A 26,225-nucleotide genomic window follows, 5' to 3' on the forward strand; every position below is an offset into this window, starting at 1 on the left:
GGCCATCGGAAAGGCTGGCCATCGGAAAGGCTGGCCATGAGAAATGACGCGCCTGTCCTCAGAAGTCGTAGGTCATGCTCAGCAGGGCACTGCGCGGCGCACCATAGAGGTACTGGCTGTAGAAGCCTTGCTGGGTGTAGTACTCCTCATCGAAGAGGTTGGAGACGTTGAGCTGGGTACTGAAGTGGTCATTGATGCGATAGCGCGCCATGGCGTTGGCCAGGAAGACATCGCCCTGACCGACCTTGGCGGTGCCGGTCGGGGTATCGGCGTCACGATAGGTGTCGCCCTGCCAGGTGCCGCCGGCGCCCAGGGTCAGGCGTGACCAGTCACCGGGCAGCTGCCAGGTGGCGTAGACCTTGGCCTGCTGGCGTGGATAGCTGGTATTGAGCTGGGTGCCATCGGAATCCTCGGCATCCACCAGCGCGTAGCTGGCGGAGAGGTTGATGCCCGGGGCGACTTCACCGGCCACTTCCAGCTCGAACCCTTCCACCACCGCGCCGTCGGATTCGGTGTAGGCCTGATCGGTAGTGCCCGCGACATAGACGCCGGGGATCTCGACGGCCAGATTGTCCTGCTCGCTGCGGAAGACGGCGAAGGACACGTCAGCGCGGTCATTGAACAGCTCGGCCTTCAGGCCCGCTTCATAGCTGGTGCCTTCCAGCGGATCGAGCAGGGCGCCATCGGGGGCGCGTTCGCTCTGGGTGTTGAAGATCTGCGTGTAGCTGGTGTACGCGGTGAGGTTGTCGGTGATATCGACGATCAGGCCGGCATAGGGCGTGAACTCGTCGTTGTACTCATAGCTGCGCTCACCGCGGTAGTTCTGGTCGATCTCCCAATCCGTCAGGCGGGCACCGAGGATCAGATGCACGGGGTCTGCCAGCGAGAAACGCGTGACGGCGTAGAAGCCTTCCTGCCTAGTCTCGGTGTCATCGCTCAGGCCCCACTCGCCCCATTCGGGCTCGGCCAGTGCCGGGTCGTCACGATCGGTGAAGCTGCCCAGCGCCGGCACGCTGCTCGCCGGAGTGCGACTCCAGATCTCGTACTCTTCCTTCAGCTGCATATAGCCGAAGCCCAGTTGATGCTCGCGACCGAACAGCTCGAAGGGACCTTCGGCGCTCAGGTTGAGGTTCTTCTGGGTCCGGTCTCCGCGGTAGTCCAGCAGATAGGAGCCGGTGGGTACCTGGCGGTTGGTGTCGTAGTAGAGGATGCCGTTGTCACGGTCCACATAGCCGCCACGGTAGTTGTAGGTCAGCCCGTAATTGGCGTCGCCGTGGCTGTAGGCGGCGGTCGCCTTCCAGCCATTGGCGAAGTAGTGGGTCAGGTCCGCGAAGCCACGCGTGTTCTCGGTGAAGAAGTGGGCCCACTCGGTATTGTTGGCGACTGACTGATCGAAATCGGTCCGCGAGCCGTCGGTGTAGTAGAGCGGCACGCCCAGATAGGCGCCGTCCTGGTCGTAGCGCTGGTATTCGACGCCGACATTCAGTTCGGTATCCGGTGTCAGTTCCGCGGCGATCACGCCGTAGAGGGTCTCGCGGTCATTCTCCACGTCATCCATGAAGCTGTCGGAGCGGTCCTTGGCGGCCACGAAGCGTACGCCGACCTTGCCGGCGTCATCCAGCGGCGTGCTGACATCCACCACACCACGGCGGCGGTCCCAGCTGCCCACGGCACCGGTCACGCTGGCGGCGGCTTCCTCCAGCGGCTTCTTGCGCACGAAGTTGACGGTGGCGGAGGGATCGCCCACCCCGGTCATCAGGCCGGTGGCCCCGCGAATCACCTCGACGCGGTCATAGATGGCGGTGTCCCACTCGGCGTCACCGAAGGGCCAGAAGCTGCTGGTGTTGCTCTGCTGACCATCGAACTGGAAATTGCGGATCGAGTAGCCACGCGACTGGAAGTTGGTGCGCGTGCCATCGAGACGATTGGAGGACACCCCTGGCAGGCGGTTGACGGCTTCCGTGGTGCTGGTGAGCGCCTCATCCTCCATCTGCTGGCGGGTCAGGAAGCTGATCGACTGCGGTGTCTCGCGCGGTGACAGCGTCAGGCCATTGGCGCGGGTGCTGGCGCCGACCGTGTAGTCACGGGTCAACTCGGTGGTGGAGGTCTGCGCTTCACCGACGATGGTCATGGCTTGTAGCTCACGCGTCTCGTCAGCCGACACCAGGCTGGGAGATGCAGCGCTAGCCAGCGCGATGGCGAGGGTCAGTCGTGACAGCGGCAGTGCAGATGGCGCGGATGGATGTGACACGTTGGCGTTCCCTGAGTGCTTTTATAAGAATGATTATTATTCACTGTGAGGGGCGGCCGATGTTTTGCGAAATGCCAGAAAACCTTTGCGCAGCGCCAGACTTTGCACGAATCGAGGAACTTTTCGCACGTTGATGCCCATGCTGCCGGCGTTGGTGAGAAGAATTGCTGAGAAGAACTGAAGGGAGGCATTGAAGAAAGTCGCTGGAGAGGTGCTGGAGAGAGGCGCTGGAGAGGTGCTGGATAGGTGCTGAAGAGAAGTGCGAGGGAAGGGCCGGCGAAAAGCGGCCGGCGAAAAGCGGCTCGCTGATAACGGGCAAGGGAAAAGGGGCAAGGGAAAGACGTGCCCGCCGGCAGTGGCCCCTGGCGGCGTTGCGAGAAGCGGGGCATCGGGTTACGGCGGCGCAACCGCGTGATGGATTGTGAGGCTTACGAAAGTCTTATATGTTGGTTTTGCTCATAAAGTATCAATAAATATAACGACAAGGACATGACATGACTGACGTTTCAGAGGCGGTGGTAGCAGAGGCGGTTGGGCCACAGCAGAGCCTTCATGAGCAAGGCATGACAGGGCCGGGCGCAGGGGAGACGGCGCGCAAGGCGCGGCCGGCGTCTCCCTCACGGCGCGGTTTTTTGGGCATGAGTGGCGCAGCGCTTGCCGGCGCGGCCCTCGGACAGTTCCTCCCCGGCATTCCGCAGGCCTTCGCCAAGGAGGCCCCCGCGACGGCGGCCACGCTCACGCCTTCGGCCAAGGCGCCGGTGCGACTCAACTACAACGAGAATGCCCTCGGCATGGCCCCCTCGGCGCAGCGTGCGGCCTCGGCGTCCATCGCGCATTCCAATCGTTATCCCTTCGCCCACATGGGCAAGTTGCAGTCACTGGTGGCGACGCATCACAAGGTGACCCCTGAAAGCGTGCTGTTCACGCCGGGCTCTTCCGATGCGATTCGGGCCAGCGTGCTGGCGCATGCGACTCCGGACACTCAGCTGGTCATCCCGGAACTCACCTACGGCGATGGTGCCTTGTACGCCGGCTTCTATGATCTGGCGATCAACAAGGTGCCATCCTCGCGTGAGGACTGGTCGTTCAAGCTCTCCGACATGCAGCAGGCCGTGGCGGACCACGCCGGCCCGTCCATCGTCTATCTGGTGAATCCCAACAACCCGACCTCGACCATCATCTCCAGCGATGCGCTCTACGCCTGGGTCAATGCCAGCCGCTCCGACACGTTGTTCATCATCGATGAGGCCTATGCCGAATTCGTCAATGACCCGGCCTTCCGCTCCGCGGACAGTCTGGTGGCGGGGGGCGCGAAGAACGTGCTGGTGCTCAAGACCTTCTCCAAGATCCACGCCATGGCGGGACTGCGGGTCGGCTATGCGGTGGGCGATGCCGAGCGTCTCGAGCATGTCTCGCATTACGTGGAAGATGACGCCATGACATTGTCCTACCCCGGGGTCATGGCGGCGACGGCCTCGATGCAGTCACCGGAGTTTCTGGCCCACAGCAAGCAGAGCAACGACGAAGCGCGTGCCATCTTCACCGCGACGCTCGATGAGCTGGGCTGGGAGTATCTACCCAGTCAGACCAACTTCGTCTTCCATCGCATTTCCAGGCCGCTCAAGGAATTCCAGGCGGACATGAAGGCGCGTCATGTGCTGATCGGCCGTGCCTTCCCGCCGGCAGACGGCTGGTGTCGCATGTCGCTGGGCACCCCGGCGGAAATGCACTACGTGTCAGCCGTGTTGCGCGAGATGAAGGCGAAAGGCGTGGTGTGATCCGCATCGACGTATCCCGGATTGGCTGCTGCCTCTCAAACGCCCGCCATTGCGGGCGTTTTTTGGCTGATGTGGATGGTGTCTTGTGCCGCCATGCACCTGCCGGCCATCATTGCGCCCCGCCAGGCCATTCCTTCTTGTTTTCCACTAGACACCGGGACACAGATGCACCCTGTCGTGTGCCTCCTGCGCGATGACGATCTCCTCATCGGTGGCAATGATGTAGATGCCGATGCGTGACTCGTCACTGCTGATCTTGCGTTCATGGCGTGCATTGGCATCGGCGTCCAGCCTGGCCCCCAGCCAGCCAAGCCGCGAGATGATGAGCTGGCGCACCCGTGAGGAGTTCTCACCGATTCCGGCGGTGAAGACGATGCTGTCGAGGCCTCCCAGGGCGGTGGCGAGAGCCGCGATTTCACTGGCCGCTCGGTAGCAGAAGAGCGCGATCGCGGTGCGGGCCTCGGGCGCGGCATGTGCTTCAAGCTCTGCCATGTCATTGCTGATGCCCGAGACACCCAGCAGCCCGGATTGCTCGTAAAGCAGCTGTGAGACGTCCCGTATCGACATGCCCAGCGATTCCAGCAGATACAGCACGACACCAGGGTCCAGTGAGCCACAACGCTGTCCCATCATCAGTCCTTCCAGCGCAGTGAACCCCATGCTGGTCGCGACGCTCCTTCGCTCGCGCATGGCACACAGGCTGGCACCATTTCCCAGGTGGGCAGCAATGACGGCTCCCTCGGCGGCGGCTCCCAGGCAATGAGGCAGCTGGCTGGCGAGGTACTCATAAGACAGGCCGTGAAAGCCATAGCGCAGCACACCTGAGTCCGTCAGGTGACGAGGCAGGGCGAATTGCTGGGCGAGCGGGTCCTGTGTGCGATGAAAGCTGGTGTCGAAACAGGCGATCTGCGTCAGATGCGGGGCCGTGGCGGCCAGACAGCGAATCGCCGCGAGATTGTGCGGCTGATGCAGCGGCGCCAGGGCAATCAGCGTCTCCAGTTCCTCAAGCAGGGCGGGCGTCACTCTGGCCGGGCCACGATGCCGGCGACCGCCATGCACGACTCGATGCCCGGCACAGGTAATCGTCATGTCCTCTTCATGGTGTTCCAACCAATCGAGCAGCGGAGGTATCAGTGCTTCGTGATCCGCCTCTGGCCATACGGCCATCAGCTGGTCTGGTTGCAGTGGTTGGCCGTCGGCGTCGTGCGCCGAGATGCTCGGATGTGTGCCGATGCCGGAGATCTTGCCGCGCAGGCGCATCCGGGGGCCGTCTGATTCGTTGGCATAGACGGCGAACTTGAGACTCGAGGAGCCAGCGTTCATCACCAAGGTGGCATCTTTCACCGCTTTCACTCCCGGCAGCGCCTCCGCCTCCGTCCCCACCTCTACCTCAGGTAGCGAGTCTGTCATCCGTCCGCTCGGCGTCTCGCTCGTCAGTTCCTTCGTCGCCACCCTTGTCGTCTCATCGGTCACCTCTGTCATGGCAGCGCATCCGTATGGTGGCTGAGATACAGCTGCGCCAGGGCGCAGGAGGCCAGACGGGCCAACAGGCTATCGGCGCGACTGGTGAGGATGATCGGTACGCGCGCGCCCAGCACGATTCCGGCGGCATCTGCGCCCGCCAGGTAGATCAGCTGTTTGGCGATCATGTTGGCGGCCTCGAGATCTGGCGCTATCAGGATGTCGGCATCACCGGCCACGAGAGACTGAATGCCTTTTTCGCTGGCTGCCTTGGCCGAGATGGCATTGTCGAAGGCCAGTGGACCATCGAGCAGCCCGCCGGTGATCTGGCCGCGATCCGCCATCTTGCACAGCGCAGCCGCATCCAGCGTGGAGGTGATGTGCGGATTGACGGTTTCCACGGCCGAGAGCAGCGCGACCTTCGGCAAGGCCACACCGAGGGATTGCATGAGGTCGATGGCGTTCTGAACGATATCGCGCTTGTCGATGAGGGACGGATAAATATTGATCGCGGCGTCCGTGACCAGCAATGGCTTGGGATAGGTCGGAACATCCAGCGCATAGACATGGCTGATGCGGCGTTCGGTCTTGAGCCCCAGATGGCTGTCGACCACGGCCTCCATCAGTTCATCAGTATGCAGCGACCCCTTCATCAAGGCGCCGACCGTACCGGAGCGAACCAGTGCGACTGCTGCCGCCGCTGCGGCGTGACTGTGAGGGACATCAATGATGTCAATACCGTCAAGCGACAGCTCGGCGGCGCTGGCGGCAGCCTCGATCTTCGTCCGAGGGCCGATCAGGATGGGCACGATGATCTCGCGGCCTGCAGCTTCCAGCGCACCGGTCAGCGACAGGGCATCACAGGGATGCACCACCGCCGTCACAATGGCGGGCAACTCACGTGTCGCGGCAATCAGGCGGGCATATTGCGCACCCTGCACATGCAGGTGTACCTCCGGCAGTACCACGCGCGGGCGGCGGATCTTCCTGTCTGGTGCGATGACGCGCGCTTCGCCCTCGATGACGATCTTGCCGTGCTGGTTGGTGCAGGTGCATGCCAGCACCAGTCGTCCCCGTGGCAGCTTGGCATTGACGGCAATGCGCACGTCTATCGTGTCGCCGACGCGCACCGGCGCCTTGAAGGAGAGGGTCTGGTCGAGAAATATGGTGCCGGGACCGGGAAGCTCGGTACCCAACACTGCCGATATCAGTGCGCCGCCCCACATGCCATGGGCAATGACGCCATGGAACATGGCAGAGCTCGCAAACTCCTCATCCACGTGCGCGGGATTGACGTCACCGGACATCACGGCAAACAGCTGGATATCTTGAGGCTTCAGTGTCCGGCTGAGCGTGGCGCTGTCCCCGACCCTGATCTCGTCATAGGTGCGGTTCTCGACATATTGCAGGCTTTCCTGTACCCGCAAAGAGGTCGTCTTGTCGACTCCCGGTGGTGCCACTGAGGGCTTTTCATGGGCGTCCGTGTCTTCTGCCCCCGTGTCTTCTGCCCCCGTGCCAGATGCGCTTGTCTCTTGAGTGCCTGTGCCGAGTGCGCTGTCATCAGGGCTGCCTGCATCATGCTCGGACATGAAGACCTCCGTCGATATGGATCGTTTCACCTGAGATGAGGCGGGTGGCGTCACTGGCATACATTGCGGCTACCTTGCCGACCTCTTCGATGCTGACGAGTGATCTTTGCGGTGAGCGTTGCCTGGCGGCATCGATGAGTTCATCGAAGTGAGCGATGCCAGATCCCGCGCGAGTCAGCAGCGGGCCGGGTGAGAGAGCATTGACGCGGATTTCGCGTGGCCCCAGCTCTACCGCCAATGAGCGCACGGTACCTTCCAGCGCGGCCTTTACCGGTCCCATGACGTTGTAGCGGTCCACGACCTTCTCACCACCGTAATAGCTCATGGTCAACAGGCTGCCACCCTTGTCCATCAGCGGTTCCGCCAATCGCGCCATGCGAATCAATGAGTGCACCGAGATATCCATCGCCCGCAGGAAACCAGCTTGCGAGCAATCCACTACACGGCCCTGCAAATCCTCGGCTGGGCAGTAGGCGATGGAATGCACGAGAATGTCGAGTCGGCCCCAGCGTGCCTTTATCGCTGCGAAGACGGCTTCCATTTCCCCATCGACCTCGACGTCCAGCGGCAGCAAAAGGTGCGCGCCGACGTCATCCGCCACGGCTTGGACATGGGGGTGGGCCTTGTCATTGAGATAGGTCAGTGCCATTTCGGCACCTGCTGCGGCAAAGGCGTGCGCGCAGCCGCTAGCGATGGAATGAGAATTTGCCACGCCGACGATCAGGGCTACCTTTCCTTGGAGATGTGTGTCTCGTTCCATCAGATTGCCTCACTCATGTGGGCTGGCATCAGGCCTTCACGACACCAGAGTTGCTGGGCACCAGGTTTGCTGGGCACCAGAGTTGCTTGGCAGCAGAGTTGCTGGGCACCAGAGTTGCTGGGCACCAGAGTTGCAAGACGTCAGGTTTGCAGGACATAGCTGCCGGGGGCGTCGCACAGGGCAACGTAACGTCCTGTCGAAGCCCCCATCGGTGGCGGAGAGACAGGTGTGCCGGAATGCCCATCGAGCCAGCTCGCAAAGGCTGGCCACCATGAGCCGTCCTGCGGCGCCACGTCGGCAAGCCATTCGTCAGGGTCTCGGAAGGCAGCATTCGCCGCGGTATCGGCGATACGGAAGTGGCGATGTTGATGGCCAGGCTCAGAGACGATCCCCGCATTGTGGCCCCCGCTGGTGAGCACGAAGGTCATGTCCACATCGACGAACAAGTGAAGCTTGTAGACCGAATGCCAGGGGGCGACGTGGTCGTCCTCGGTACCGACTGCGAAGATCGGTGCGCGGATGTCCGAGATGCTGATCGCCTTGTCACCGACGTGATAGTGGCCCTCTGCCAGGTCGTTGTTCAGGAACAAGCGGCGCAGGTATTCCGAGTGCATGCGCGCTGGCATGCGGGTGGCATCCGAATTCCAGATCATGAGGTCGAAGGAATGACGGCGTTGTCCCAACAGATAGTGCTTCACTGCTGGCGTCCAGATCAGATCACGTGCACGCAGCAGGGCGAAGGTGCCGGCCATCTGGTCGGAAGACAGGTAGCCCTTGTCTGCCATCATGTCCTCGATCAGCGTGACCTGTGAGTCGCTGATGAAGAGGCGCAGTTCACCGGCCTCGGTGAAGTCGACCTGCGCGGCCAGAAGGCTGACCGAGGCCAGGCGATCATCTCCGTCACGGCTCATCGCCGCTGCGGCGATTGCCAGCAGCGAACCGCCAAGGCAATAGCCGACCGCGTGCAGCCTGGAGGCCTGGGTAATGGCCTGTATGGCGTCGACGGCATCCATGATGCCCAGTCGGCGGTAGTCATCCATGCCGAGGTCGCGCTTATCGGCGCCAGGATTGGTCCAGGACAGCATGAATACGCTGTACCCCTGTCCCACCAGGAAACGGACGAACGAGTTTCCGGGCGAAAGGTCGAGAATGTAGTACTTCATGATCCAGGCCGGCACGATCAGTATCGGCTCGGGGTGCACGCTACCTGTGGTCGGCGTGTACTGGATGAGTTCGATCAGTGCATTGCGGAAGATGACCTTGCCGGGCGTGACTGCCAGGGTATGTCCCACCTCGGGGGGAGGCGGGGTTACTGTCTTCGCTGTTTCGCCCATACGTCTCAGGTCTTCCAGCAGATGCTGTGCGCCCCTCACCAGGTTCTGGCCCTTTTCGCTCACGGTCGCCGACATTACCTCGGGATTGGTTGCCGGGAAGTTTGAGGGAGCGGTCGTGTCGACGACCAGACTCGTCACGAAGGCCATCAGATTTTCGTGTTCTGGCGACACGCCATGAACCTGTGACATGGCGTCTTGCCACCATTGCCAGGTCTGACGGTGTGCCTGTGACCAGACATTGAAGGGCAGTACCTGCCAGGCATCGTCGGCAAACCTCCTGTCCTCTGCGTCATCGTTCGCGCCGATACCAAGGGCCGTATGCCAGATCGCCATGTTCCCTCTGAGGGCTGATTCCACCAGGTTGAGTTGCTTGCCCGGGGAAATGGCCAGGTGTATCGCCCAGTCCATCCAGGCCTCACCAAGCACTGACGGCGCCAGTCCCAGCGTGGATCTGGCAACGCCTGCGTGAACGATGCGGTCGATCGTCTCATAAAGGGTTGACTCGCCTTCGGGTGGCGCCTTGATTGTCGCTGTTGGATCGCTGGATGGATTCAGCATGAAGCCTCCTGGGATGTGTAGAGCAGGCGCTCTATCACTTGTCGCATCATAGGCCTGGCACGAGCGTCAGAGCCTGATCTCCATCAGCTTCTCTGGCAGGCCACCTCACGGATTGCCTGCGGCCGCGCCGGTGCCAAGCTCGATGATTTCAGCGGTAATGGATTCTTGTCGTACCTGGCGCAGCGTGGCCTTGAAATCCTCCAGTTCACGTTCGATCTGAGTGGCTGCCGAGGTCATGGCCTCCATGCGCGCTTCATTCTCGGCCGCAAAGGCGTGCAGTGCGGCCTGACAGAGACGCGCATGTTGATGCTCCTGTCCCAGGCGCGTGACAAGCTGCTCGCGGGGCAACTGCATCAGCGAAGTCGCGCGTCGATAAGGAGTCGCGCGTCGATAAGTGGATGCCTCGCCGGTATGCGTCGCCACGGGCGAGACCTTGTGCGCATCTGCCATCACGCCATTGCGTGACAGCGGAAGGAGCGGTTGGCGTATCAGTTGGGGCCGGCCCTTGAGCCAGCGCGTATAGACGATATCGAGGTGGGTAAAGGGCTGTTGCTCGCGTGCAGCGTCAATGGCGTGCGTGATGTCATCGGCAAGCGTCGGGATGCCGAGAGAATGTGAGGGCATGGCGGCAGACCACTCGGGTATCACTTCGCGTGTCGAGGCGACGACGAGACCGCGAGTGCCGATGATCATCAGCGGCGCTGTCATGCCTTGCGTGATCTGCGGCATGACGCTATCCAGTACGCGTTCACTGAAGGCACCGGCGAAGCCTTGCTCAGCGAGAAACAGCACCAGTGCCGTGCCGGGAGCAGACTGCTCGATCGCGACGTTCTGAGCAGAAGAGACGCCACGGGGAAGGGTGTCAGCACGCCGCGATGAACGACTCGGTGTGACGGTGTCTTCCGGCGGCATTGCATACGCCAGAGCGCTTGAGATCAGCTCGCTGTAGCGATCCACGGCTGCCACCTGCGCCTTGGCGGTGCGGGCCCGCGCGGCGGCAATGCCCTTGATGGCGTTGACCACGGCCCCCAGCTGCTGCACTCCCTCGATGCGGGCACTGATATCGGAGAGACGTTCTGTCATGAGATGTCCTCCGACGTCGATGCCGCCCCGGTGTTGGCCTTGCCATCAGACTCATGCCCTCCAGGGGGCCCGGTGTCTGGCGGATTGCCTTGTACCGCAGTGGTGATCAGTGGCTTCATCATGTTGAGCAGTGCTTCGCGGGTGTCATCCTGCATCCCGCCCTGTGCAAGTGCCGGGGAACAAGGTGATTGAAGCGAACGATCCGTCTGAGTCTCACGATCCAGTGCATCTGGCAAGGCAGTACGCAAGGAGGCGAGTGCCGGCGGCGACAGCGTATCCAGCAGTCCGGCATGCAGGGCGCTCAGCAGTGCGACCTCGTCGATGAGACGCAGCGGTTGATGTTGAGGCTGGCGGAGAATCGCGCGAATGCACTCCCCCCTGCGAAGCTGGTCACGCACGTGACCATCCGGCATGCCGCCGAAACGCGTGAAGACTTCGAGTTCCAGAAATTGCGCGTAATCCAGCCGCAGCGTACCCGCGGCCTTGCGCAGTACTGGCGCTTGGGTCTTGCCGCCGACACGACTGACGCTCAAGCCGACATCCACTGCGGGTTTCTGTCCTTGATGGAAGAGCGCGGCGTCCAGCACGATCTGGCCATCGGTGATCGAGATCAGGTTGGTCGGAATATAGGCCGATAGATTGCCGGAGTCGGTTTCCGCGATGGGCAGCGCGGTCAGCGAGCCGCCGCCCTTGGCAGGAGATAGCTTGGCGGCGCGTTCCAGAAGGCGAGCGTGCAGATAGAAGACATCCCCCGGATAGGCCTCGCGGCCGGGTGACTGGCGTGTCAGCAGCGCAATCTCGCGGTGGGTGGCCGCATGCTTGGAAAGATCATCGATCACGATCAAGGCATGCTGGCCCGTGTCGCGGAAATGCTCCGCCATCGTCATGCCGGCATAAGGGGCAATCCACTGCAGGCCTGGCGCCGAGGCCGAGCCTGCGACCATCACGATGCAGCGCGCAAAGTTGCCCTGAGAGGTCAGCGCATCAATGGCACGTCGCACGCTGGACGTCTTCTGGCCGACCGCGACATACAGACAGATCATGTCACTGCTGCGCTGCGCGATCATCGTATCGATGGCCAGCGTCGTCTTGCCGGTGGCGTGATCACCGACGATGAGTTCGCGTTGGCCGCGGCCGAGGGCGAACAGCGTATCGACGGCAATGATGCCGGTCTGTACTGGCTCGGTGACCAGATCTCGCTCGATGATCGACGGTGCCGGGCGCTCGATGGGCAGGGTCTGCGTGGTGGTGATCTCCCCCTTGCCATCCAGCGGACGCCCGAGGGGGTCGATCACGCGTCCCAGCAAGGCGTCACCGACCGGCACCTTCACGACATCTCCCGTGCCGCGCACGGTGTCTCCCGCCTGGACAGCCGTGCTGGTGTCCAGCAGCACGCAGCCGATGCTGTCATCGTTCAGCACCTGCGCGAAGCCGACCTGGCCGCCTGAAAATTGCAGCACTTCCTCCAGCCCGACATTCTTGAGCCCGGAGATCATCGCGACGCCGTCACCGATTTCCTCGACGCGTCCGCGATGCTCGGTCTGGGGAGCAAACGTCGTGTGTTGCAAGGTGTCTTGCGCGTTCACGCGCCACGCCGGTGTGTCAGCTGACATGCTGCGTCTCCCGCGGGCTGCTGGCGGAGGGAGGTGTCGGCATGGCTTCAAAGGCCTTGGCCAGCACGCTGAGGTCTGATTGCCAGCTGTTGTTGAGGGCAAAGTGCGCACTGCGCAATTCCACTCCCCCCAACAGGGCCGGCTCGACCTCAAACCTCAGGCTGGGCAGGGGGGCCAGCTCGCGCGTGAGGAGATCTTTCAGCTCCGCCTGTTGGGTTGCTGACAGCTGGGCTGCAGTGATGATGCTGAGCACGTTGCCTGACGGTGCAGTGTCAGCAATCTCGCGCGTCATGGCAGCCTCTGCCCCCCTTGCCGGGTGGGCGGGGGGCTGCTTCGCTGCCGGGGCATGCTGAAGCGCCCCTGTCAGGGCATCACGCTCATGCCGGGTCAGTGTGGTGATCTTGTGGTGCAGGCGCTCACGGAAGGCGGCATGGACGGCGGCGTTATCCAGTGGCGCAAGCAGTCTTGTGGCAATCGCTACCGCCAACGACAGGGCATGCTGGGTGTCTTGCTGACGTATGAGGTCACTCTCGCGCGTGATGGCGTCGTGAGCACTGCTCAGCAGTGCTTCAGCCTGCTGGCGCGCCTGGGCGAGCGTCTCACGACCTTGCGCTTCGGCCTTCAGGCTTGACTCCTTGAGCAGGGCGCTGCGCTCTGCCGCGATGTTGGCATGCGCCGCGTTCAATGAGGCAAGACGTCTGTCCGCCTCGGTGTGCGCGTCATCGGCGGCGTCGAGCGTGGCCTGTGCCGTTGCGCGGCGCTGCTCGATGGCCTGTGAGACAGGCTTCCACAGCACGCGCGAGAGCAGCCAGATCAGGATGAGCACGTTGAGTGCCTGCAACCCGATTCCCCACCAGTCGATAGTCATCAGTTCACGCCAGCAATGGGTTGGCAAACAGCAGCAACAACGCGATCACCAGGCAGTAGATAGCAGTGGTCTCTATCATCGCCAGGCCAACGAACAGCGTACGCGAGATCGTATTGGCGGCCTCCGGCTGGCGAGCGATGGCGTCCATGGCGGCGGCCACGGCACGGCCCTCCGCGAGCGCTGGCCCTATGGCGCCGAACGCCACGGCAAATGCTGCGGAGATGACACTGGCAAAGGCGATCCAATCCATCATGAGTTCTCCTGCTGGGAAGTCGATGTGCGAGAGGTGGGCTGCTGGGACGTGAGTGGTTGAGGCGTGAGTGGTTGAGGCGTGAGTGGTGGGACGACAGTCTGATGCGCACTGTCCTTGTCCTTGTCTCCGTCTCCGTCCCCGTTCCTGGCACTGGCACTGGTCCTGGAATCAGGCTCGGAATTGAAAGACGCGCGGCCTTCCTCGACCGTCGAGGCAATGAAGACCAGCGCCAGGATGGCGAAGATGTAGGCCTGTACCAGACCGGTCAGAAGATCCAGCGCCATCAGGGGAATCGGTACCAGCAGTCCTGCCAGTGATGCGACGATTCCGATGACGAAAACGCCACTCATCACATTGCCGAACAGGCGGACGAACATGGAGAAGGTACGGGTGAGACTCTCCAGAATGTTCAAGGGAATCATCACCACATTGGGCGCCGCGAACGACTTGAGATAGCCCTTGACGCCTGCGCCCCGAATGCCGAACCAGATGATGGACACGAAGACGAGCAGGGCCAGCGCGGCATCCGTTTCCATCTGGGCAGTCGGAGGTTCGACCCCGGGGAGAAGCGATGACAGGTTGGCGACCAGGATGAACAGGAACAGCGTGCCGATGAAACTGCGATACGGTGTTGGCTCAACGCCACTGGTCTCACGGATCTGCACATCGAGAGTCGATACCAGCAGCTCCAGTGCTGCCTGGCGTCTATCGGGTATCAGGGTCAGGCGGCGTGTCATGCCCCAGGCGCCTGCGACCAGTACGGCCATGATGACCCAGGTCGTGATGATGGCGGCTGTGATGGGCACGGGGCCCAGATGAAAGAGTGCCTCTGATGTCAGCGGAGAATTCACCTGTCGTCCTCCCTTGCAGACGTGCCTGACGAGCAGGCGGCGTGCTGAGACAGGGCTTGCGTCACGCCGTCAGTCGCCGAGTGACTGGGGGGCGAGGATGGGCGATGCACCATCAGCCCCTTGGTGATGAGTATTCCTGCCAGCGTTGCGAGTAGTGCAAGCGCCCCTGCCTGCACGGCGACATGGAGACCGACCACCATCAGCCCGAGCCGGGCCAGTGTCAGGGCCACTGCCCATAGGGGATGACCACGAGTCACGACAAGTTCAGTGGTCATTCGCAGCGTACGGAAGTAGCCATATCCCAATGCCATGCCTGCCAGCAGACACACTGGCAGCAGTACTGACATGGACTGACCCTGCATGAAGTCGAGTGTCATCATCGCGCGTTCATCCATTTCCAGGCACTCCAGCCCCCCAGGCAGACGCCGGCCATCATCAGGGGGGCGCTCCAGAACAGCGCCGTACCCGCGCGCTCATCCAGCCAGCGACCGGTATAGAGCCCTGCCAGGGTGGGTGTGATGACAATCCAGCCCAGTACGCCTATCTGCGCCAAGCGGCGTCCCACAGAAAGATCCCCCTCACGTTGCCACTGGGCATGGCGAGCGCGACGCTGGCGCACGGCCTTGACCAGGGGGTCCCGTTCGCTCGCCGCACCCTGCGCCTGCGTTGCGGCGCCGTGGCGCTGGGTGTCCTGGGAGGGGCGTTCTCGTGAGCCGTGATCAACGCTCTGATGGGGACTCTGTCCAGCACTCTGATGACTGTCGGAAGGCTTCTTGTCGTGTTGCATTCGCGCAAGTCCCCGGTGGGTGGGAGGGCGGCATGAGCGTCGTGACGCGGCATGGGGCGCAGCAGATTGCGCGCGGGTCGTCATCGAAATTCTCCCGAGTCTGCCGATGACGTGCGTCGGCGAATGATGTGACGCAGCGCATTGAGTTGGAGGCGCATGCTCTCGACGTGCTCCGTTCGCTGCGTATCGGCATCGGCGCGGAAACGGGCCAGTACCTCGCTGTCCAGCGTGTCCAGGTCATCACCCAATACGGCTTCTCGGGTGGCGATGTGGATCTCGCCGCGACTGACATTCAGCACGCCGCCTCGGATGGCGCAGAAATGCTGGGACTCGCCTTCACGCCAGCTGAGCGCCGAGATTTCCAGCGCTGTCAGGAATTCGCTGTGGCCCGTGAGGATGCCGAAGCTGCCACTGGCATCCTCGGCGCGCAGGCTGTCGATCTGTCTGTCAGCGATGAGGGTCAGTGGCGTCACGATGATGAGTCTCATGACGACGCCCTCCCGGTGACCTTGGTAGCTGCCGTGTCAGTCGCCTGGCTCGTCGCTCTGGCCTGCAAGGTCTCGCGCTTGTGGCGTGCCTCCTCCAGCGTGCCGACCATGTACAGCGCGCTTTCCGGCCAATCATCTGTCTCGCCGGCGAGAATGGCTCGACAGCCTGCCAGAGTCTCGGTGAGCGCCACACTGGCGCCGGGTGTGCCGGTGAATGCCTCCGTGACCATGAAGGGCTGGGTGAGGAAGCGTTGCAGTCGCCTGGCACGGGTGACGATCTGACGATCGGCGGCACCCAGCTCCTCGACCCCGAGCAAGGAGATGATGTCGGCCAGCTCTCGAAAGCGGGCCAGCGTTCGGCGCACGGTATCGGCCGTCTCGTAGTGGATGTCGCCGACGACCAGTGGGTCCAGCAGCATCGATGAGGAGTCCAGCGGATCGATGGCGGGATAGAAGCCCTCTGCCGCCATGGCGCGCGAGAGCATGATGACGCAGTCCATGTGGCTGGAAATGGTGGTGACGGCTGGGTCGGTAAAGTCATCCGCCGGCACGTAGACGGCTTGAATGGCCGTGACTGCCGACCCGGCAACAGACGCGATACGCTCCTGCAGGGCAGCGACTTCACTGGCCAGTGTCGGCTGATAGCCCACGCGTGACGGCAGCCTGCCCAGCAGGCTCGAGACCTCCGCGCCGGCCTGTACGAAACGGAAGACGTTGTCCATCAGCAGCAGCACGTTGCGATGCTGTTGATCACGGAAATACTCGGAGATGGCCAGTGCTGTCATGGGCACACGCCAGCGAGCGCCTGGTGGCTCGTTCATCTGGCCATAGACCAGCACGCTGCGCGCCAGTACGCCGGACCCTGCCATTTCGGTCAGCAACTCATGACCCTCGCGTGAGCGCTCTCCAATGCCCGCGAAGACGGAGATTCCTGCATATTTCTCGACCATGGCGCGTATCAGTTCCATGACCAATACGGTCTTGCCCACCCCTGCGCCGCCAAACATGGCCGCCTTGCCGCCCTGTGCCATGGGCATCAGCAGGTCGATGACCTTGATGCCGGTCTCGAACATTTCGCTGGCCCCTATCTGCGATTCGAGCGGTGGGGCCGTGGCATGAATGGAGCAGCGTGGTGTGTCACCGGGCAGGGGCGGGCCGTCATCACGTGGCTCACCCACCACATCCAGCAATCGCCCGAGCACGGCTTCGCCGACCGGTACGCGTATGGGGCGACCTGATGCCTGTACTGCGACGCCCCGTGCGAGCCCCGCCGTGGATTGGAACGCTACGGCACGCAAGGTGGTCACGCTAAGGTGACTGTGCACCTCGAGTATCAATGTCGTCGGCTTGCTCCACTTCACGATGAGCGCCGAATTGATGGGTGGCAGTTCCACGGCCTCAAAGGTGACATCCACCACCGCGCCTCGCACGGCGCTGACTCGCCCGATGACCTCGCCAGATCGGGCAGATTCAGACCCGTCCGGGCATGGCTGAGCTGACATGGTGGTATCTGTCGTCGACAGTGGTGATGAAGGTGAGGGTGAAGAGGAAGAGGAGAGAGAGGGCGCCAGGAGGTGTGGAGCCTCAGAATAAGCGGGCGATGAAGCATCAGATGAAGAGGCCGACAGCGCTGAGGCACCTGAGAGTGATCCATTGTCCTGTATGGCGCTATCGACGCTGTGTGTGCCATGCGTCAATTGGCTGGAAGAAGGTGCCTTCATGTCGACGTTTCCTCCTGAAAGGATGCTGATCACAGAGTCCAGTCTTCACGTCACTTTTGCCATCATGGCGTGTTGATCATGTTGCGTTTTTTCATGTCTCGAGCCGGGTCGATGATGAATTTTCTGCCTGTCTACCCGGGGAAATACCGCAGTGCACAATAATTCGCATTTCGATGTCATTTCCTGACCTGTCTGAACGGACGCCATATCGTGTGCGGAGTGCTGCTGTGGCCTTCGCTTGGACAGTCACGACGCCAACACGACCCTGACATGGCAATGACATTTCAGGGCTTGCTGACATCTCGAGGGAGAAGTGGAGGCTGCCGCGCAAATCCTTTCGACGTTGTGGTCAAAGGTTGTGGTCACTGACGTTGCACGGTACTGGGCGCTTTGCCAGTAACGGCTCGAATGGGTCGGTTAGCCATGGGAGGGCAGATCACGCCTCACAGGTATGGGCGAGTTGCATCACTTCGGCATGCAGAGTGTAGTCAAGATTCGTCGGGCATTATGCGCACCGCCTTCTACCTTGACGTACATCAAGATTTGCTGGTTATTTCCAGGGGGGAAAGCGGCTTTCAGTGTGGCATTTTGTCCTGCGACAACATGCTATGCGACATCGTCGCCGTCTCTTTCTATGATATTGATCATAGTCAAGAGATGGAAAGAGTCGTGAGTTTTTGCTAATGGTGTGACGCCGTGACCCATCACGGTTCACCCGTGAACCTGTCGCCGGACAAGTTCCCGCCAGAAGGAACATGCCCAGCCATCCTGATGATCGTTATCGTGAGGAGTTGCCCATGGAACTGGATCCCGTGATCCTGTCGCGAATACAGTTCGGATTTGTCGTGTCATTCCACGCCGTCTTTCCGGTGTTCACCATCGGATTGGCTTCCTATGTCGCCTTGTTGCACGGTCTTTATTACAAGACCGGCAATGCCGCCTGGGACCGACTTGCCGCCTTCTGGGTGAAGGTGTTCGCCGTCGTGTTCGCCATGGGGGTGGTCTCGGGCATCGTGATGGCCTTCCAGTTCGGCACCAACTGGAGCAACTTCAGTTATGCCAGCTCCAACTTCATCGGGCCGATGCTCAGCTATGAGGTGGTGACGGCGTTCTTCCTTGAGGCAGGCTTCCTCGGCGTGCTGCTGTTCGGGCGTGGCAAGGTGCCGGAAGGGATCCATCTGTTCGCGGCCCTGATGGTGGCGCTGGGCACCTTCATCTCCGCCTTCTGGATTCTCTCCACCAACAGCTGGATGCAGACACCGGCGGGAGTGGAGATGGTGGACGGCCACTTCTTCGTCAAGGATTGGGCCGCTGCCATCTTCAATGCCTCCCTGCCGTATCGCTTCGCCCACATGGCGATCGCCTCCTTCCTGACCGGTGGCTTCGTGGTGGCGGGGGTGAGTGCCTGGTATCTGCTGATCGGGCGCGATGTCGACGCCAACAAGCGTGCGCTGTCCATGTGCATGTGGCTGCTGCTGGTGCTGGCACCGGCGCAGGCGGTGGTGGGTGACATGCACGGCATCAACACGCTGGAGCATCAGCCGACCAAGGTCGCCGCGATGGAAGGCAACTGGGAGACCCAGTCGGGCGCGCCGCTCCTGCTGTTCGCCTGGCCGGACAAGGAGGCGCAGATGAACCACTTCGAGATCGCGATCCCGAAGCTGGCCAGTCTGATCCTGACCCACGACCCCGATGGCGTGGTGCCGGGGCTCAAGGAGGTCGCACCTGACAAGCAGCCGCCGGTGTGGTTCGTGTTCTGGTCGTTCCGCGTGATGGTGGCGATGGGGCTCTTGATGATCGCCGTGGCCTTCATCGGTGTCTTCCTGCGCCGCGATGGCAAACTCTATCGCTCGCGCCCCTTCCTGCAGACGTTGCGTCTGATGTCCATCGCGCCGTTCTTCGCCGTGCTGGCGGGGTGGTTCGTGACCGAGGCCGGGCGCTCGCCGTGGCTGGTCTACGAGATGATGACCCAGCAGGAGGCCGTCACGCCGTCACTCACCGGCTGGATGGTGCTTACCACGCTGATCGGCTATTTCCTGGTCTATCTGGTGGTCTTCGTGACCGGCAGTTACTACCTGACCCGCGTCATCCGTGGTGGCATGCAACCGGAACTGCCCCATGACGATGTCGAGACCGCGATGCGCCCGCTGTCCGCCGCGCACGAGAGTCTGGACGATGATGCCAGCCGCACGGTAAGGAGTTGAGCTGATGGAAATGATCAATCTGACAATGATCTGGGCGCTGATCATCGGCTTCGGCGTCATGATGTACATCCTGATGGATGGCTTCGATCTGGGGGTGGGCATCCTGTACCCTTTCGCACCCGATGAGCACGCCCGTGACGTGATGATGAACTCGGTCGCGCCCATCTGGGACGGCAACGAGACCTGGCTGGTGCTGGGCGGGGCCGGGCTGCTGGCGGCCTTCCCGGCGGTCTACACCATCCTGCTGCCGGCGCTGTATCTGGGGGTCTTCCTGATGCTGGCGGGGCTGATCTTCCGGGGGATCGCCTTCGAGTTCCGCTTCAAGTCCTCGCGCAATCGTCACTGGTGGAACATCGCCTTCAGTGGCGGCTCCTTCCTGGCGACCTTCTGTCAGGGCGTGGTGGTCGGCGCCTACATCCAGGGCTTCGCCACCGAAGGGCATGTCTACGTGGGCGGCGCCTTCGACTGGCTGTCACCGTTCACCGTGATCACTGGGCTTGCGCTGGTGGCGGGGTATGCGCTGCTGGGCGCCACCTGGACCATCATGAAGAGCGAGGGTGAGGTACAGGAATGGGCCTATCGCATCACGCCGAAGCTGCTGATCGCCGTACTGGTGGGCTTCGCGGTCATCAGCCTCTACACCCCGTTCGTGGATGAGTATGTGCGGGAACGCTGGTTCGACCATCTGGGCGTGTTCTGGGTCTTCCCGGTGCTGGCGCTGTGCTGTGCGGCGCTGATCTGGCGGGCGGTCAACAAGCGTCAGGAAGGGCAGCCCTTCGTCGCGACGCTGGGACTGTTCCTGTTCACCTATCTGGGGCTGATCTTCAGCAAGTGGCCGTATCTGGTGCCGCCGGACATCACCCTGTGGGACGCGGCCTCCGCGCCGGAGTCGCAGCTGTTCCTGCTGCTGGGCGTGCTGTTCGTCATTCCGATGGTGCTGGGCTACACCGCCTGGAGCTACTGGGTGTTCCGCGGCAAGGTACAGGGGGTCGGCTATCACTGAGTCACTCAAGGCCCCGGTCGGCAAGGCTGACCGGGTCACGCCTGACCGGGTCACGCCTGACCGGGTCACGCCTGACCGGGTCACGCTTGACCGAGGCTCCCGGGAACGACGCCAGGCAGGCAGATGGCTCCGACAGCAGGCGACGCGAGAGCGTCGCCTGCTCGGGTTTTCGGCCTTGTCCGGGGTCGTGGCGGGTATCCTGACGGTCGCCCAGCTGGTACTGACGGCCTGGGTGATCACCGAAGCCATCGAGCATCCCGAGTCATTGGGGGCGCTGTGGTGGCCCTTCATCGGCCTGCTGGGGTTGCTGGGTGCGCGGGTGCTGGCGAGTGGTGGTCAGGAGCTGCTGGCCCAGCGTGCCAGCCAGCGACTGCGACAGGCCATTCGTGGCGAGGTACTGACGGCACTCGAGACGCTGGGGCCGGTGCGCGCCGCCCAGTATCACAGCGCCGATCTCGCCCAGCGCTGGGTGGAGCAGGTGGAGGCCCTGGAAGGCTACTTCGCGCGCTTTCATGTGCAGATGCGTCTGGTGGTGATCACGCCGCTGCTGATTCTGGCCATCGTGGTCAGTCTGGACTGGCTGGCAGCCATCCTGCTGGCGCTGACCGCGCCACTGATACCGCTGTTCATGGCGCTGGTCGGCATGGGGGCCGAGTCGCTCAATCGTGACCAGTTCCAGGCGGTCGCGCGGCTGTCGCGCCACTTCGTGGATCGCGTGCGTGCCATCACCACCTTGCGCCTGTTCGGGCTGGGGGAGCTGGCGACCCGCGAGGTGACGCTGGTGGCCGATGACTACCGCAAGCGCAGTCTGCGCACCTTGCGGCTCGCTTTCCTGTCATCCGCGGTGCTGGAGTTCTTTGCCTCGGTCTCCATCGCCGTGGTCGCCATCTACATCGGCTTCGGCCTGCTTGGTGACATTCCCATCGGGCCGGCCGATGAGCTGACCCTCTTCAGTGCGCTGGTGATCCTGCTGCTGGCCCCCGAGTTCTTCCAGCCGCTGAGAACCCTGTCCCAGTTCTACCATGACCGCGCCTCGGCGCTGGCCGCCTCCGAGACGCTGATGGAGATTCTCGAGGCTGCCGACATGACGCCGCCTCGCCACGCCGATACCCGCCCAGACGCGACGGGCGAGCTGATGTGTCTGACGGATGTCTGTCTGAGCCACCCCGAGCGCGGGCAGGTACTGGGCCCGCTGGAGCTGGCGCTGAGGCAGGGCGAGGTGCTGGTCGTCAGCGGGGCCTCCGGGGCGGGCAAGTCGACGCTGCTGCAGGTGATGGCCGGATTCGTCGCCCCGGACAGCGGGCAGCGTCAGATAGCCCCCGCCACGCGTCTGGCCTGGATGGATCAACGTCCGCTGCTGATGCAGGGCAGTCTCGCCGACAATCTGCGTATCACCGCGCCGCAGGCCAGTGACGCCGAGATCATCACCGCGCTTGAGCGCGCAGGGCTCAAGGCCGAGCTTGCCGCCTTGCCGCAAGGCATCGCGACACCGCTCGGCGAAGGCGGGCGCGGGCTGTCCGGTGGGCAGGCACAGCGGCTGGCGCTGGCGCGGGTGTTTCTGAGCGATGCCTCGCTGGTGCTGCTCGATGAGCCCACCGCCAGTCTGGATGCCGAGACGGAACGTTATCTGATCGCGGGCTTCGAGTGGCTGAGCGCTCAAGGGCGGACCCTGGTGATCGCGACCCACCATCCGGCGCTGATCGCCATGGCAACGCGCCATCTGGTGCTGGAGGAGGGGCGAATCCTGCCAATGACAGCCACGGCGACGAGCCAACAGGAGGACGAGCGTGACGCATCCCGAGACTGACGGCGTGACCCTGCGCGAGGCGCTCACGCGTCTGGCCCCCTGGTGGCGCCTGCATGATCAATACCGTCGCCGTCTGATACTCGGCGTGGTGCTGATGATGATGACGGCCTGTTCGGCGCTCGGCCTGCTGGCGGTTTCCGGCTGGTTCATCACCGCCTCCGCCCTGACGGGGGCTGCGCTGGCCGCCGGTGCGGGCATGACGCTGGATGTCTACACCCCGGGCAGCGGCATTCGGCTGTTCGCCGTCTCGCGCACCGTGTCGCGCTATCTGGAACGGCTCTACAACCACGACACCATCCTGCGTCTGCTGGCCAGCCTGCGCGGCACTGCCTTCGCCGCACTGGTGACGATGGACCCCGCGCGGGTGGCGGCGCGGCGTTCCAGTGACTGGCTCAATCGCCTCACCGCGGATATCGACACTCTGGATGCGCTCTACCTGCGTCTGGCGGCTCCGCCACTGATGGCGCTGGGCCTGATCGCGGTGCTGGTGGCGCTGGTCGCTGTCTGGCTGCCGACAACGGCGGCGTGGCTGGCGGGGTTCCTGGTGCTGGGCTGGGCCTGGCTGACGCTGGGGCAGGCGCGCTGGGGGCTGGTGGCCAGTCGGCGGCGCGTCACGACATTGGAGTCGTTGCGCTCGGCGCTGATGGAGACGTTGCGTGGTCAGGCGGAGCTTGAGGCCTATGCGGCGCTGGGCAGTGCCCGTCAGCGCCTGGATGAGATCGAGACCTGCCTGTTGAGAGATCAGTGGCGACTGGCGGTGATCACGGCCATCGGCAATGGCCTGGCCAGTCTGGTGATCGGCCTGTCGTGGTTGCTGTTGCTGGCGGCCGCCATGCAGGGAATGACGGATGAGCGACTGACACCGGCGGTGATGGTCATGCTGCCGCTGGCGGCCATGGCCTTGAGTGAGGGGCTGGCGGGATTGCCGGCGGCCTTCACTCAGGCCGGTGCTACCCTGGGCGCTGCCGAGCGTCTCAATGAGCTGTCCTCCGCCACGCGGCCGCTGGAAGGTCGGCAGACCCTGGCCAGCGGTTCCGTGCAGGTGCAGATCCAGCAGGTGTCGTGGCGCTATCCCGGTGCCTGGTTCGAGGCGCTTGACGAGATCACTCTCGAGATCACCCCCGGCACCCAGATGGCCATCTGCGGTGCTTCCGGCTCCGGCAAGTCCACGCTGGCGGCCTTGCTGACTGGCCAGACCCGGCTGCAGAGCGGCAGCATCACGCTCAACGGACAGCCCATCGACGCCTGCTCGCCCGAGTCACTGGCCCATGCCGTGGGATGCCTGACCCAACAGGTGGAATTGCTGGATGCCAGCCTTGCCGACAACCTGCGGCTGGGCGCGCGTCAGGCCAGTGATGAGGATGTCTGGCAGGCACTGGAGGCGGTGGATCTCGCCGAATGGGTGGCGCAACTGCCTCAGGGCCTCGCCACCCGAGTGGGTGAGGGCGGTCGGCAGGTCTCGGGCGGGCAGGCGCGGCGCCTGGGACTGGCGCGCCTGGTACTGACGGATCCGGGGCTGCTGATTCTGGATGAACCCTTCTCCGGGCTGGATGCGCGCACGGCACAGCGCATGGCACAGCGTCTGGAGGGCTGGTTCAAGGCGCGTACGGTGATCTATCTGCTGCATGAGCATGACCTGGCATCGCCGCGTCCCGGTACGCAGAGCATCACTTGGGTCTGGCGGCTAAAGGATTGAGCGATTGCCGGCCGCGGCGTCGAAGTCTGTCTGCCAGTATCCTTGGACAGCAACGCAAAAGGCCTCCCGAAGGAGGCCTTTTCATTTCTCTGACGTGGCATCAGGCACAGGCCTGAGGGCCATCAGTCCCAGTCAGGGGCGAAGTCCGGGTTGGCGATGCGCTCACCGCGATCCAGTTCGGCGATCTTCGCCATGTCTTCACCGGTCAGTGACATGGAGAAGGCCTCGAAGTTGCTCTTGATGTTCTTCGCCTTGGTGGAGGACGGGAAGGTGACGATGTCCTGCATCTTGAGCCATGCCAGGGCGATCTGCGCCGGGCTGGCGTCATGACGTTCGGCGATGGCCTTGAGGGTGTCATCGTCCATCACCTTGCCGACTGCCAGCGGCATGAAGGCAGTGACTTCGATGCCCAGCTCGTGGCACTTGTCGATCACCTTGCGGTTTTGCAGGAACGGGTGGACCTCGACCTGGTTGGTGAGCAGCTCGTCACGCCCCACGATGCCCACGGCACGTTCCAGCTGTTCGCAGGTGAAGTTGGACACCCCGATGTGGTGTGCCTTGCCCGCTGCCTTCAGCTTGGCCAGTACCGGCAGGTAATCTTCCATCGGCACTTCATCGTTGGGCGACGGCCAATGGATGAGCAGCAGGTCGACGTGATCGGTCTGCAGGCGTTCCAGGCTCTCCTCGACACTCTTCTCCATGTCACCCGGCACCAGGCGGTCGTGCCAGATCTTGGTGGTGATGAAGAGCTCTTCGCGCGGCACCTTGCTGTCGGCGATGATCTGTCCGACTTCCGCTTCGTTGCCATAGAACTGGGCGGTATCAATGTGGCGATAGCCGGTGTCCAGTGCGGTATTCAAGCTGTCACGCAGCGTCTCGCCCTCGAGACGGAAGGTGCCAAAGCCGGGATTCGGTAGGGTAGTCGACATGCAATAACTCCTGTTGAGCGCGCCCGATGTCTGGTGCAGTGAAGGGCGCGTATCCATGTGTGTTCCCCTCATGACTGGGGCTTGATCAGCGACATGACAACCACGCGGCGCTGCATCAGTCCTGTGCCACTGTCGCAACAATCGCACCCAGGCCGCGTGCCTTCTGCCTTTCCGCTCATTCGTTGGCCGTGATCACGAATTTCAGCGCTCGGCGTTCGCCACGCTTCAGCTCGGCAAGGCAGGCTGGCAGCGCCGTGAATGATTCGATGCAGGGCGCCGGCTGGTTCAGGGTGCCATCGGCGATTGCTTCGAGCAGACCTTCCCCCGCCGCGACCAGGCGTGCCCAGTCCTCGTCGTCACCCGCCCAGTGCAGTGCCCCGAGTGCGACTTCGTGTTGCGAGATGGCGCGACCGAAGGCCGGCGCGGCCGCCTGCTCCAGACGGTCTTGAATGCAGACGATATGGCCGTTGGCCCCCAGGTGGCGGGTCATCTTGCGGGCGTGATCCCCATTGACGGTATCGATCACGGCGTAGACCGGGGCGTCCAGCTGCTCGGCGTCCGTCAGGGTCTCGTCGGCGCCCAGCGCCTTGAGGTCCGCGTGGCGCTTCTCGGAGGCGACGGCGATGACGTGGAAGTCGCGCTGTCGGGCCAGCTGGATCAGCCAGCGGCCCACGCTGCCGGAGGCACCGGTGATCAGCAGGCGTCGACCGGCCTTGACGGGCAGCTTCTCGATGGCGAGCCATGCGGTCAGCGCCGGGCAGGGGAAGGCGGCGGCGTCATTGAAGCCCAGGGTAACGGGCAGGCGCATCACGGCCCGCGCCGGAACCCGCAGGCGCTTGCTGAAGGTACCCGGCCCCGCCAGGGTGGTGTGGACCGCGATGCGATCTCCCGGGGAGACGTGGGTGACATTCGCGCCGCAGGCGATCACCTCACCCGAGGCATCGACCCCGGGAATCTGACCGGCTTGCCACAGCTCGCTGTCCATCGCCATGAACTTCCAGTCGACGGGATTGAGGCCGATGGCACGCGTGGCGACCAGTACCTCGTCGTCTCCCGGTGCGCCGATGTCCACCTCTGTCTGCTCGAGCGCCTCAGGCTCTCCCGGCCCCTGCCATACCCAGGCGGGCGCTCGGGTGGTGCCGTGACGGATGTCTTGCGGGGTGGTGGTTTCCGTGGAATCTGACATGGGAT

22 protein-coding genes are annotated in these 26,225 nt (G+C 63.1%); 6 read left to right on the forward strand and 16 right to left on the reverse strand.

What is annotated here, in order from left to right:
- Positions 1 to 58: 58 nt before the first annotated feature.
- Positions 59 to 2,251, reverse strand: a complete 2,193-nt coding sequence (locus BFX80_RS07795; RefSeq protein WP_084208493.1) for a TonB-dependent siderophore receptor — start codon at positions 2,249 to 2,251, stop codon at positions 59 to 61.
- A 494-nt stretch (positions 2,252 to 2,745) separates the two neighbouring features.
- Between BFX80_RS07795 and BFX80_RS07800 the strand changes: the two genes are divergently transcribed.
- Positions 2,746 to 4,029 carry a pyridoxal phosphate-dependent aminotransferase gene (locus BFX80_RS07800; protein ID WP_240499708.1) on the forward strand — a complete coding sequence of 428 codons (1,284 nt, stop codon included), beginning with the start codon at positions 2,746 to 2,748 and terminating at the stop codon, positions 4,027 to 4,029.
- Positions 4,030 to 4,176: 147 nt separating this feature from the next.
- On the opposite strand, the gene BFX80_RS07805 is transcribed toward BFX80_RS07800, so the two are convergent.
- From BFX80_RS07805 to atpD, 13 genes are all read right to left on the reverse strand, one after another.
- Positions 4,177 to 5,511: an acetate/propionate family kinase gene (locus BFX80_RS07805; protein ID WP_240499709.1), complete on the reverse strand. Its 1,335-nt coding sequence runs from the start codon at positions 5,509 to 5,511 to the stop codon at positions 4,177 to 4,179.
- Entirely contained in the window at positions 5,508 to 7,079 is a 1,572-nt protein-coding gene (locus BFX80_RS07810) for a bifunctional enoyl-CoA hydratase/phosphate acetyltransferase (RefSeq protein WP_084208494.1), read from the reverse strand. The genes BFX80_RS07805 and BFX80_RS07810 overlap by 4 nt, the downstream gene beginning before the upstream one ends.
- Complete coding sequence (fabI, locus tag BFX80_RS07815; RefSeq protein WP_084208495.1) at positions 7,066 to 7,839, reverse strand: enoyl-ACP reductase FabI; 774 nt, start codon at positions 7,837 to 7,839, stop codon at positions 7,066 to 7,068. The genes BFX80_RS07810 and fabI overlap by 14 nt, the downstream gene beginning before the upstream one ends.
- 140 nt (positions 7,840 to 7,979) lie before the next feature.
- Positions 7,980 to 9,731: a PHA/PHB synthase family protein gene (locus BFX80_RS07820; protein WP_084208496.1), complete on the reverse strand. Its 1,752-nt coding sequence runs from the start codon at positions 9,729 to 9,731 to the stop codon at positions 7,980 to 7,982.
- A 105-nt stretch (positions 9,732 to 9,836) separates the two neighbouring features.
- On the reverse strand, positions 9,837 to 10,814 hold the full coding sequence (locus BFX80_RS07825) for a F0F1 ATP synthase subunit gamma (protein ID WP_084208497.1): 978 nt from the start codon (positions 10,812 to 10,814) through the stop codon (positions 9,837 to 9,839).
- Positions 10,811 to 12,427, reverse strand: coding sequence for a F0F1 ATP synthase subunit alpha (locus BFX80_RS07830; protein WP_084208498.1), 1,617 nt, complete (start codon positions 12,425 to 12,427; stop codon positions 10,811 to 10,813). Before BFX80_RS07830 ends, BFX80_RS07825 begins: the two co-directional genes overlap by 4 nt.
- Positions 12,417 to 13,295 (reverse strand): F0F1 ATP synthase subunit delta, encoded by an 879-nt coding sequence (locus BFX80_RS07835; protein ID WP_084208499.1) that lies wholly within the window; start codon positions 13,293 to 13,295, stop codon positions 12,417 to 12,419. Before BFX80_RS07835 ends, BFX80_RS07830 begins: the two co-directional genes overlap by 11 nt.
- A gap of 4 nt (positions 13,296 to 13,299) precedes the next feature.
- A complete protein-coding gene (locus tag BFX80_RS07840) occupies positions 13,300 to 13,548 on the reverse strand; it encodes a F0F1 ATP synthase subunit C (RefSeq protein WP_307722829.1) in 249 nt (82 codons plus the stop codon).
- Positions 13,545 to 14,399 (reverse strand): F0F1 ATP synthase subunit A, encoded by an 855-nt coding sequence (locus BFX80_RS07845; protein ID WP_084208500.1) that lies wholly within the window; start codon positions 14,397 to 14,399, stop codon positions 13,545 to 13,547. Before BFX80_RS07845 ends, BFX80_RS07840 begins: the two co-directional genes overlap by 4 nt.
- Complete coding sequence (locus BFX80_RS07850) at positions 14,396 to 14,794, reverse strand: N-ATPase subunit AtpR (RefSeq protein ID WP_084208501.1); 399 nt, start codon at positions 14,792 to 14,794, stop codon at positions 14,396 to 14,398. Before BFX80_RS07850 ends, BFX80_RS07845 begins: the two co-directional genes overlap by 4 nt.
- Complete coding sequence (locus tag BFX80_RS07855; RefSeq protein ID WP_084208502.1) at positions 14,776 to 15,186, reverse strand: AtpZ/AtpI family protein; 411 nt, start codon at positions 15,184 to 15,186, stop codon at positions 14,776 to 14,778. The genes BFX80_RS07850 and BFX80_RS07855 overlap by 19 nt, the downstream gene beginning before the upstream one ends.
- An 80-nt stretch (positions 15,187 to 15,266) precedes the next feature.
- On the reverse strand, positions 15,267 to 15,674 hold the full coding sequence (locus tag BFX80_RS07860) for a F0F1 ATP synthase subunit epsilon (protein ID WP_084208503.1): 408 nt from the start codon (positions 15,672 to 15,674) through the stop codon (positions 15,267 to 15,269).
- A complete protein-coding gene (gene atpD / locus BFX80_RS07865) occupies positions 15,671 to 17,176 on the reverse strand; it encodes a F0F1 ATP synthase subunit beta (protein ID WP_084208504.1) in 1,506 nt (501 codons plus the stop codon). Before atpD ends, BFX80_RS07860 begins: the two co-directional genes overlap by 4 nt.
- 1,016 nt (positions 17,177 to 18,192) lie before the next feature.
- Between atpD and BFX80_RS07870 the strand changes: the two genes are divergently transcribed.
- From BFX80_RS07870 to cydC, 5 genes are read left to right on the forward strand one after another with little or no spacing between them, the layout of a single operon-like run.
- The gene (locus BFX80_RS07870) at positions 18,193 to 19,599 is read left to right on the forward strand and encodes a cytochrome ubiquinol oxidase subunit I (RefSeq protein ID WP_084209685.1); all 1,407 of its coding nucleotides are present in this window, start codon (positions 18,193 to 18,195) and stop codon (positions 19,597 to 19,599) included.
- Positions 19,600 to 19,603: 4 nt separating this feature from the next.
- Entirely contained in the window at positions 19,604 to 20,602 is a 999-nt protein-coding gene (gene cydB, locus BFX80_RS07875; RefSeq protein WP_077375744.1) for a cytochrome d ubiquinol oxidase subunit II, read from the forward strand.
- Positions 20,603 to 20,643: 41 nt separating this feature from the next.
- Positions 20,644 to 20,805, forward strand: a complete 162-nt coding sequence (locus BFX80_RS18285) for a hypothetical protein (RefSeq protein WP_394327516.1) — start codon at positions 20,644 to 20,646, stop codon at positions 20,803 to 20,805.
- Positions 20,778 to 22,409 (forward strand): thiol reductant ABC exporter subunit CydD, encoded by a 1,632-nt coding sequence (cydD, locus tag BFX80_RS07885; RefSeq protein ID WP_240499710.1) that lies wholly within the window; start codon positions 20,778 to 20,780, stop codon positions 22,407 to 22,409. The genes BFX80_RS18285 and cydD overlap by 28 nt, the downstream gene beginning before the upstream one ends.
- Positions 22,390 to 24,105, forward strand: a complete 1,716-nt coding sequence (cydC, locus tag BFX80_RS07890) for a thiol reductant ABC exporter subunit CydC (protein WP_084208507.1) — start codon at positions 22,390 to 22,392, stop codon at positions 24,103 to 24,105. Before cydD ends, cydC begins: the two co-directional genes overlap by 20 nt.
- Before the next feature lie 122 nt (positions 24,106 to 24,227).
- Here cydC and dkgB read toward each other — a convergent pair whose 3' ends face one another.
- Together dkgB and BFX80_RS07900 are read right to left on the reverse strand one after the other, a co-directional pair.
- Positions 24,228 to 25,034, reverse strand: a complete 807-nt coding sequence (gene dkgB, locus BFX80_RS07895) for a 2,5-didehydrogluconate reductase DkgB (protein WP_084208508.1) — start codon at positions 25,032 to 25,034, stop codon at positions 24,228 to 24,230.
- Between the two features lie 175 nt (positions 25,035 to 25,209).
- A complete protein-coding gene (locus BFX80_RS07900) occupies positions 25,210 to 26,220 on the reverse strand; it encodes an alcohol dehydrogenase catalytic domain-containing protein (RefSeq protein WP_084208509.1) in 1,011 nt (336 codons plus the stop codon).
- Between the last annotated feature and the right edge of the window lie 5 nt (positions 26,221 to 26,225).

This window comes from Cobetia marina (assembly GCF_001720485.1).
In the GTDB taxonomy this organism is placed as follows: domain Bacteria; phylum Pseudomonadota; class Gammaproteobacteria; order Pseudomonadales; family Halomonadaceae; genus Cobetia; species Cobetia marina.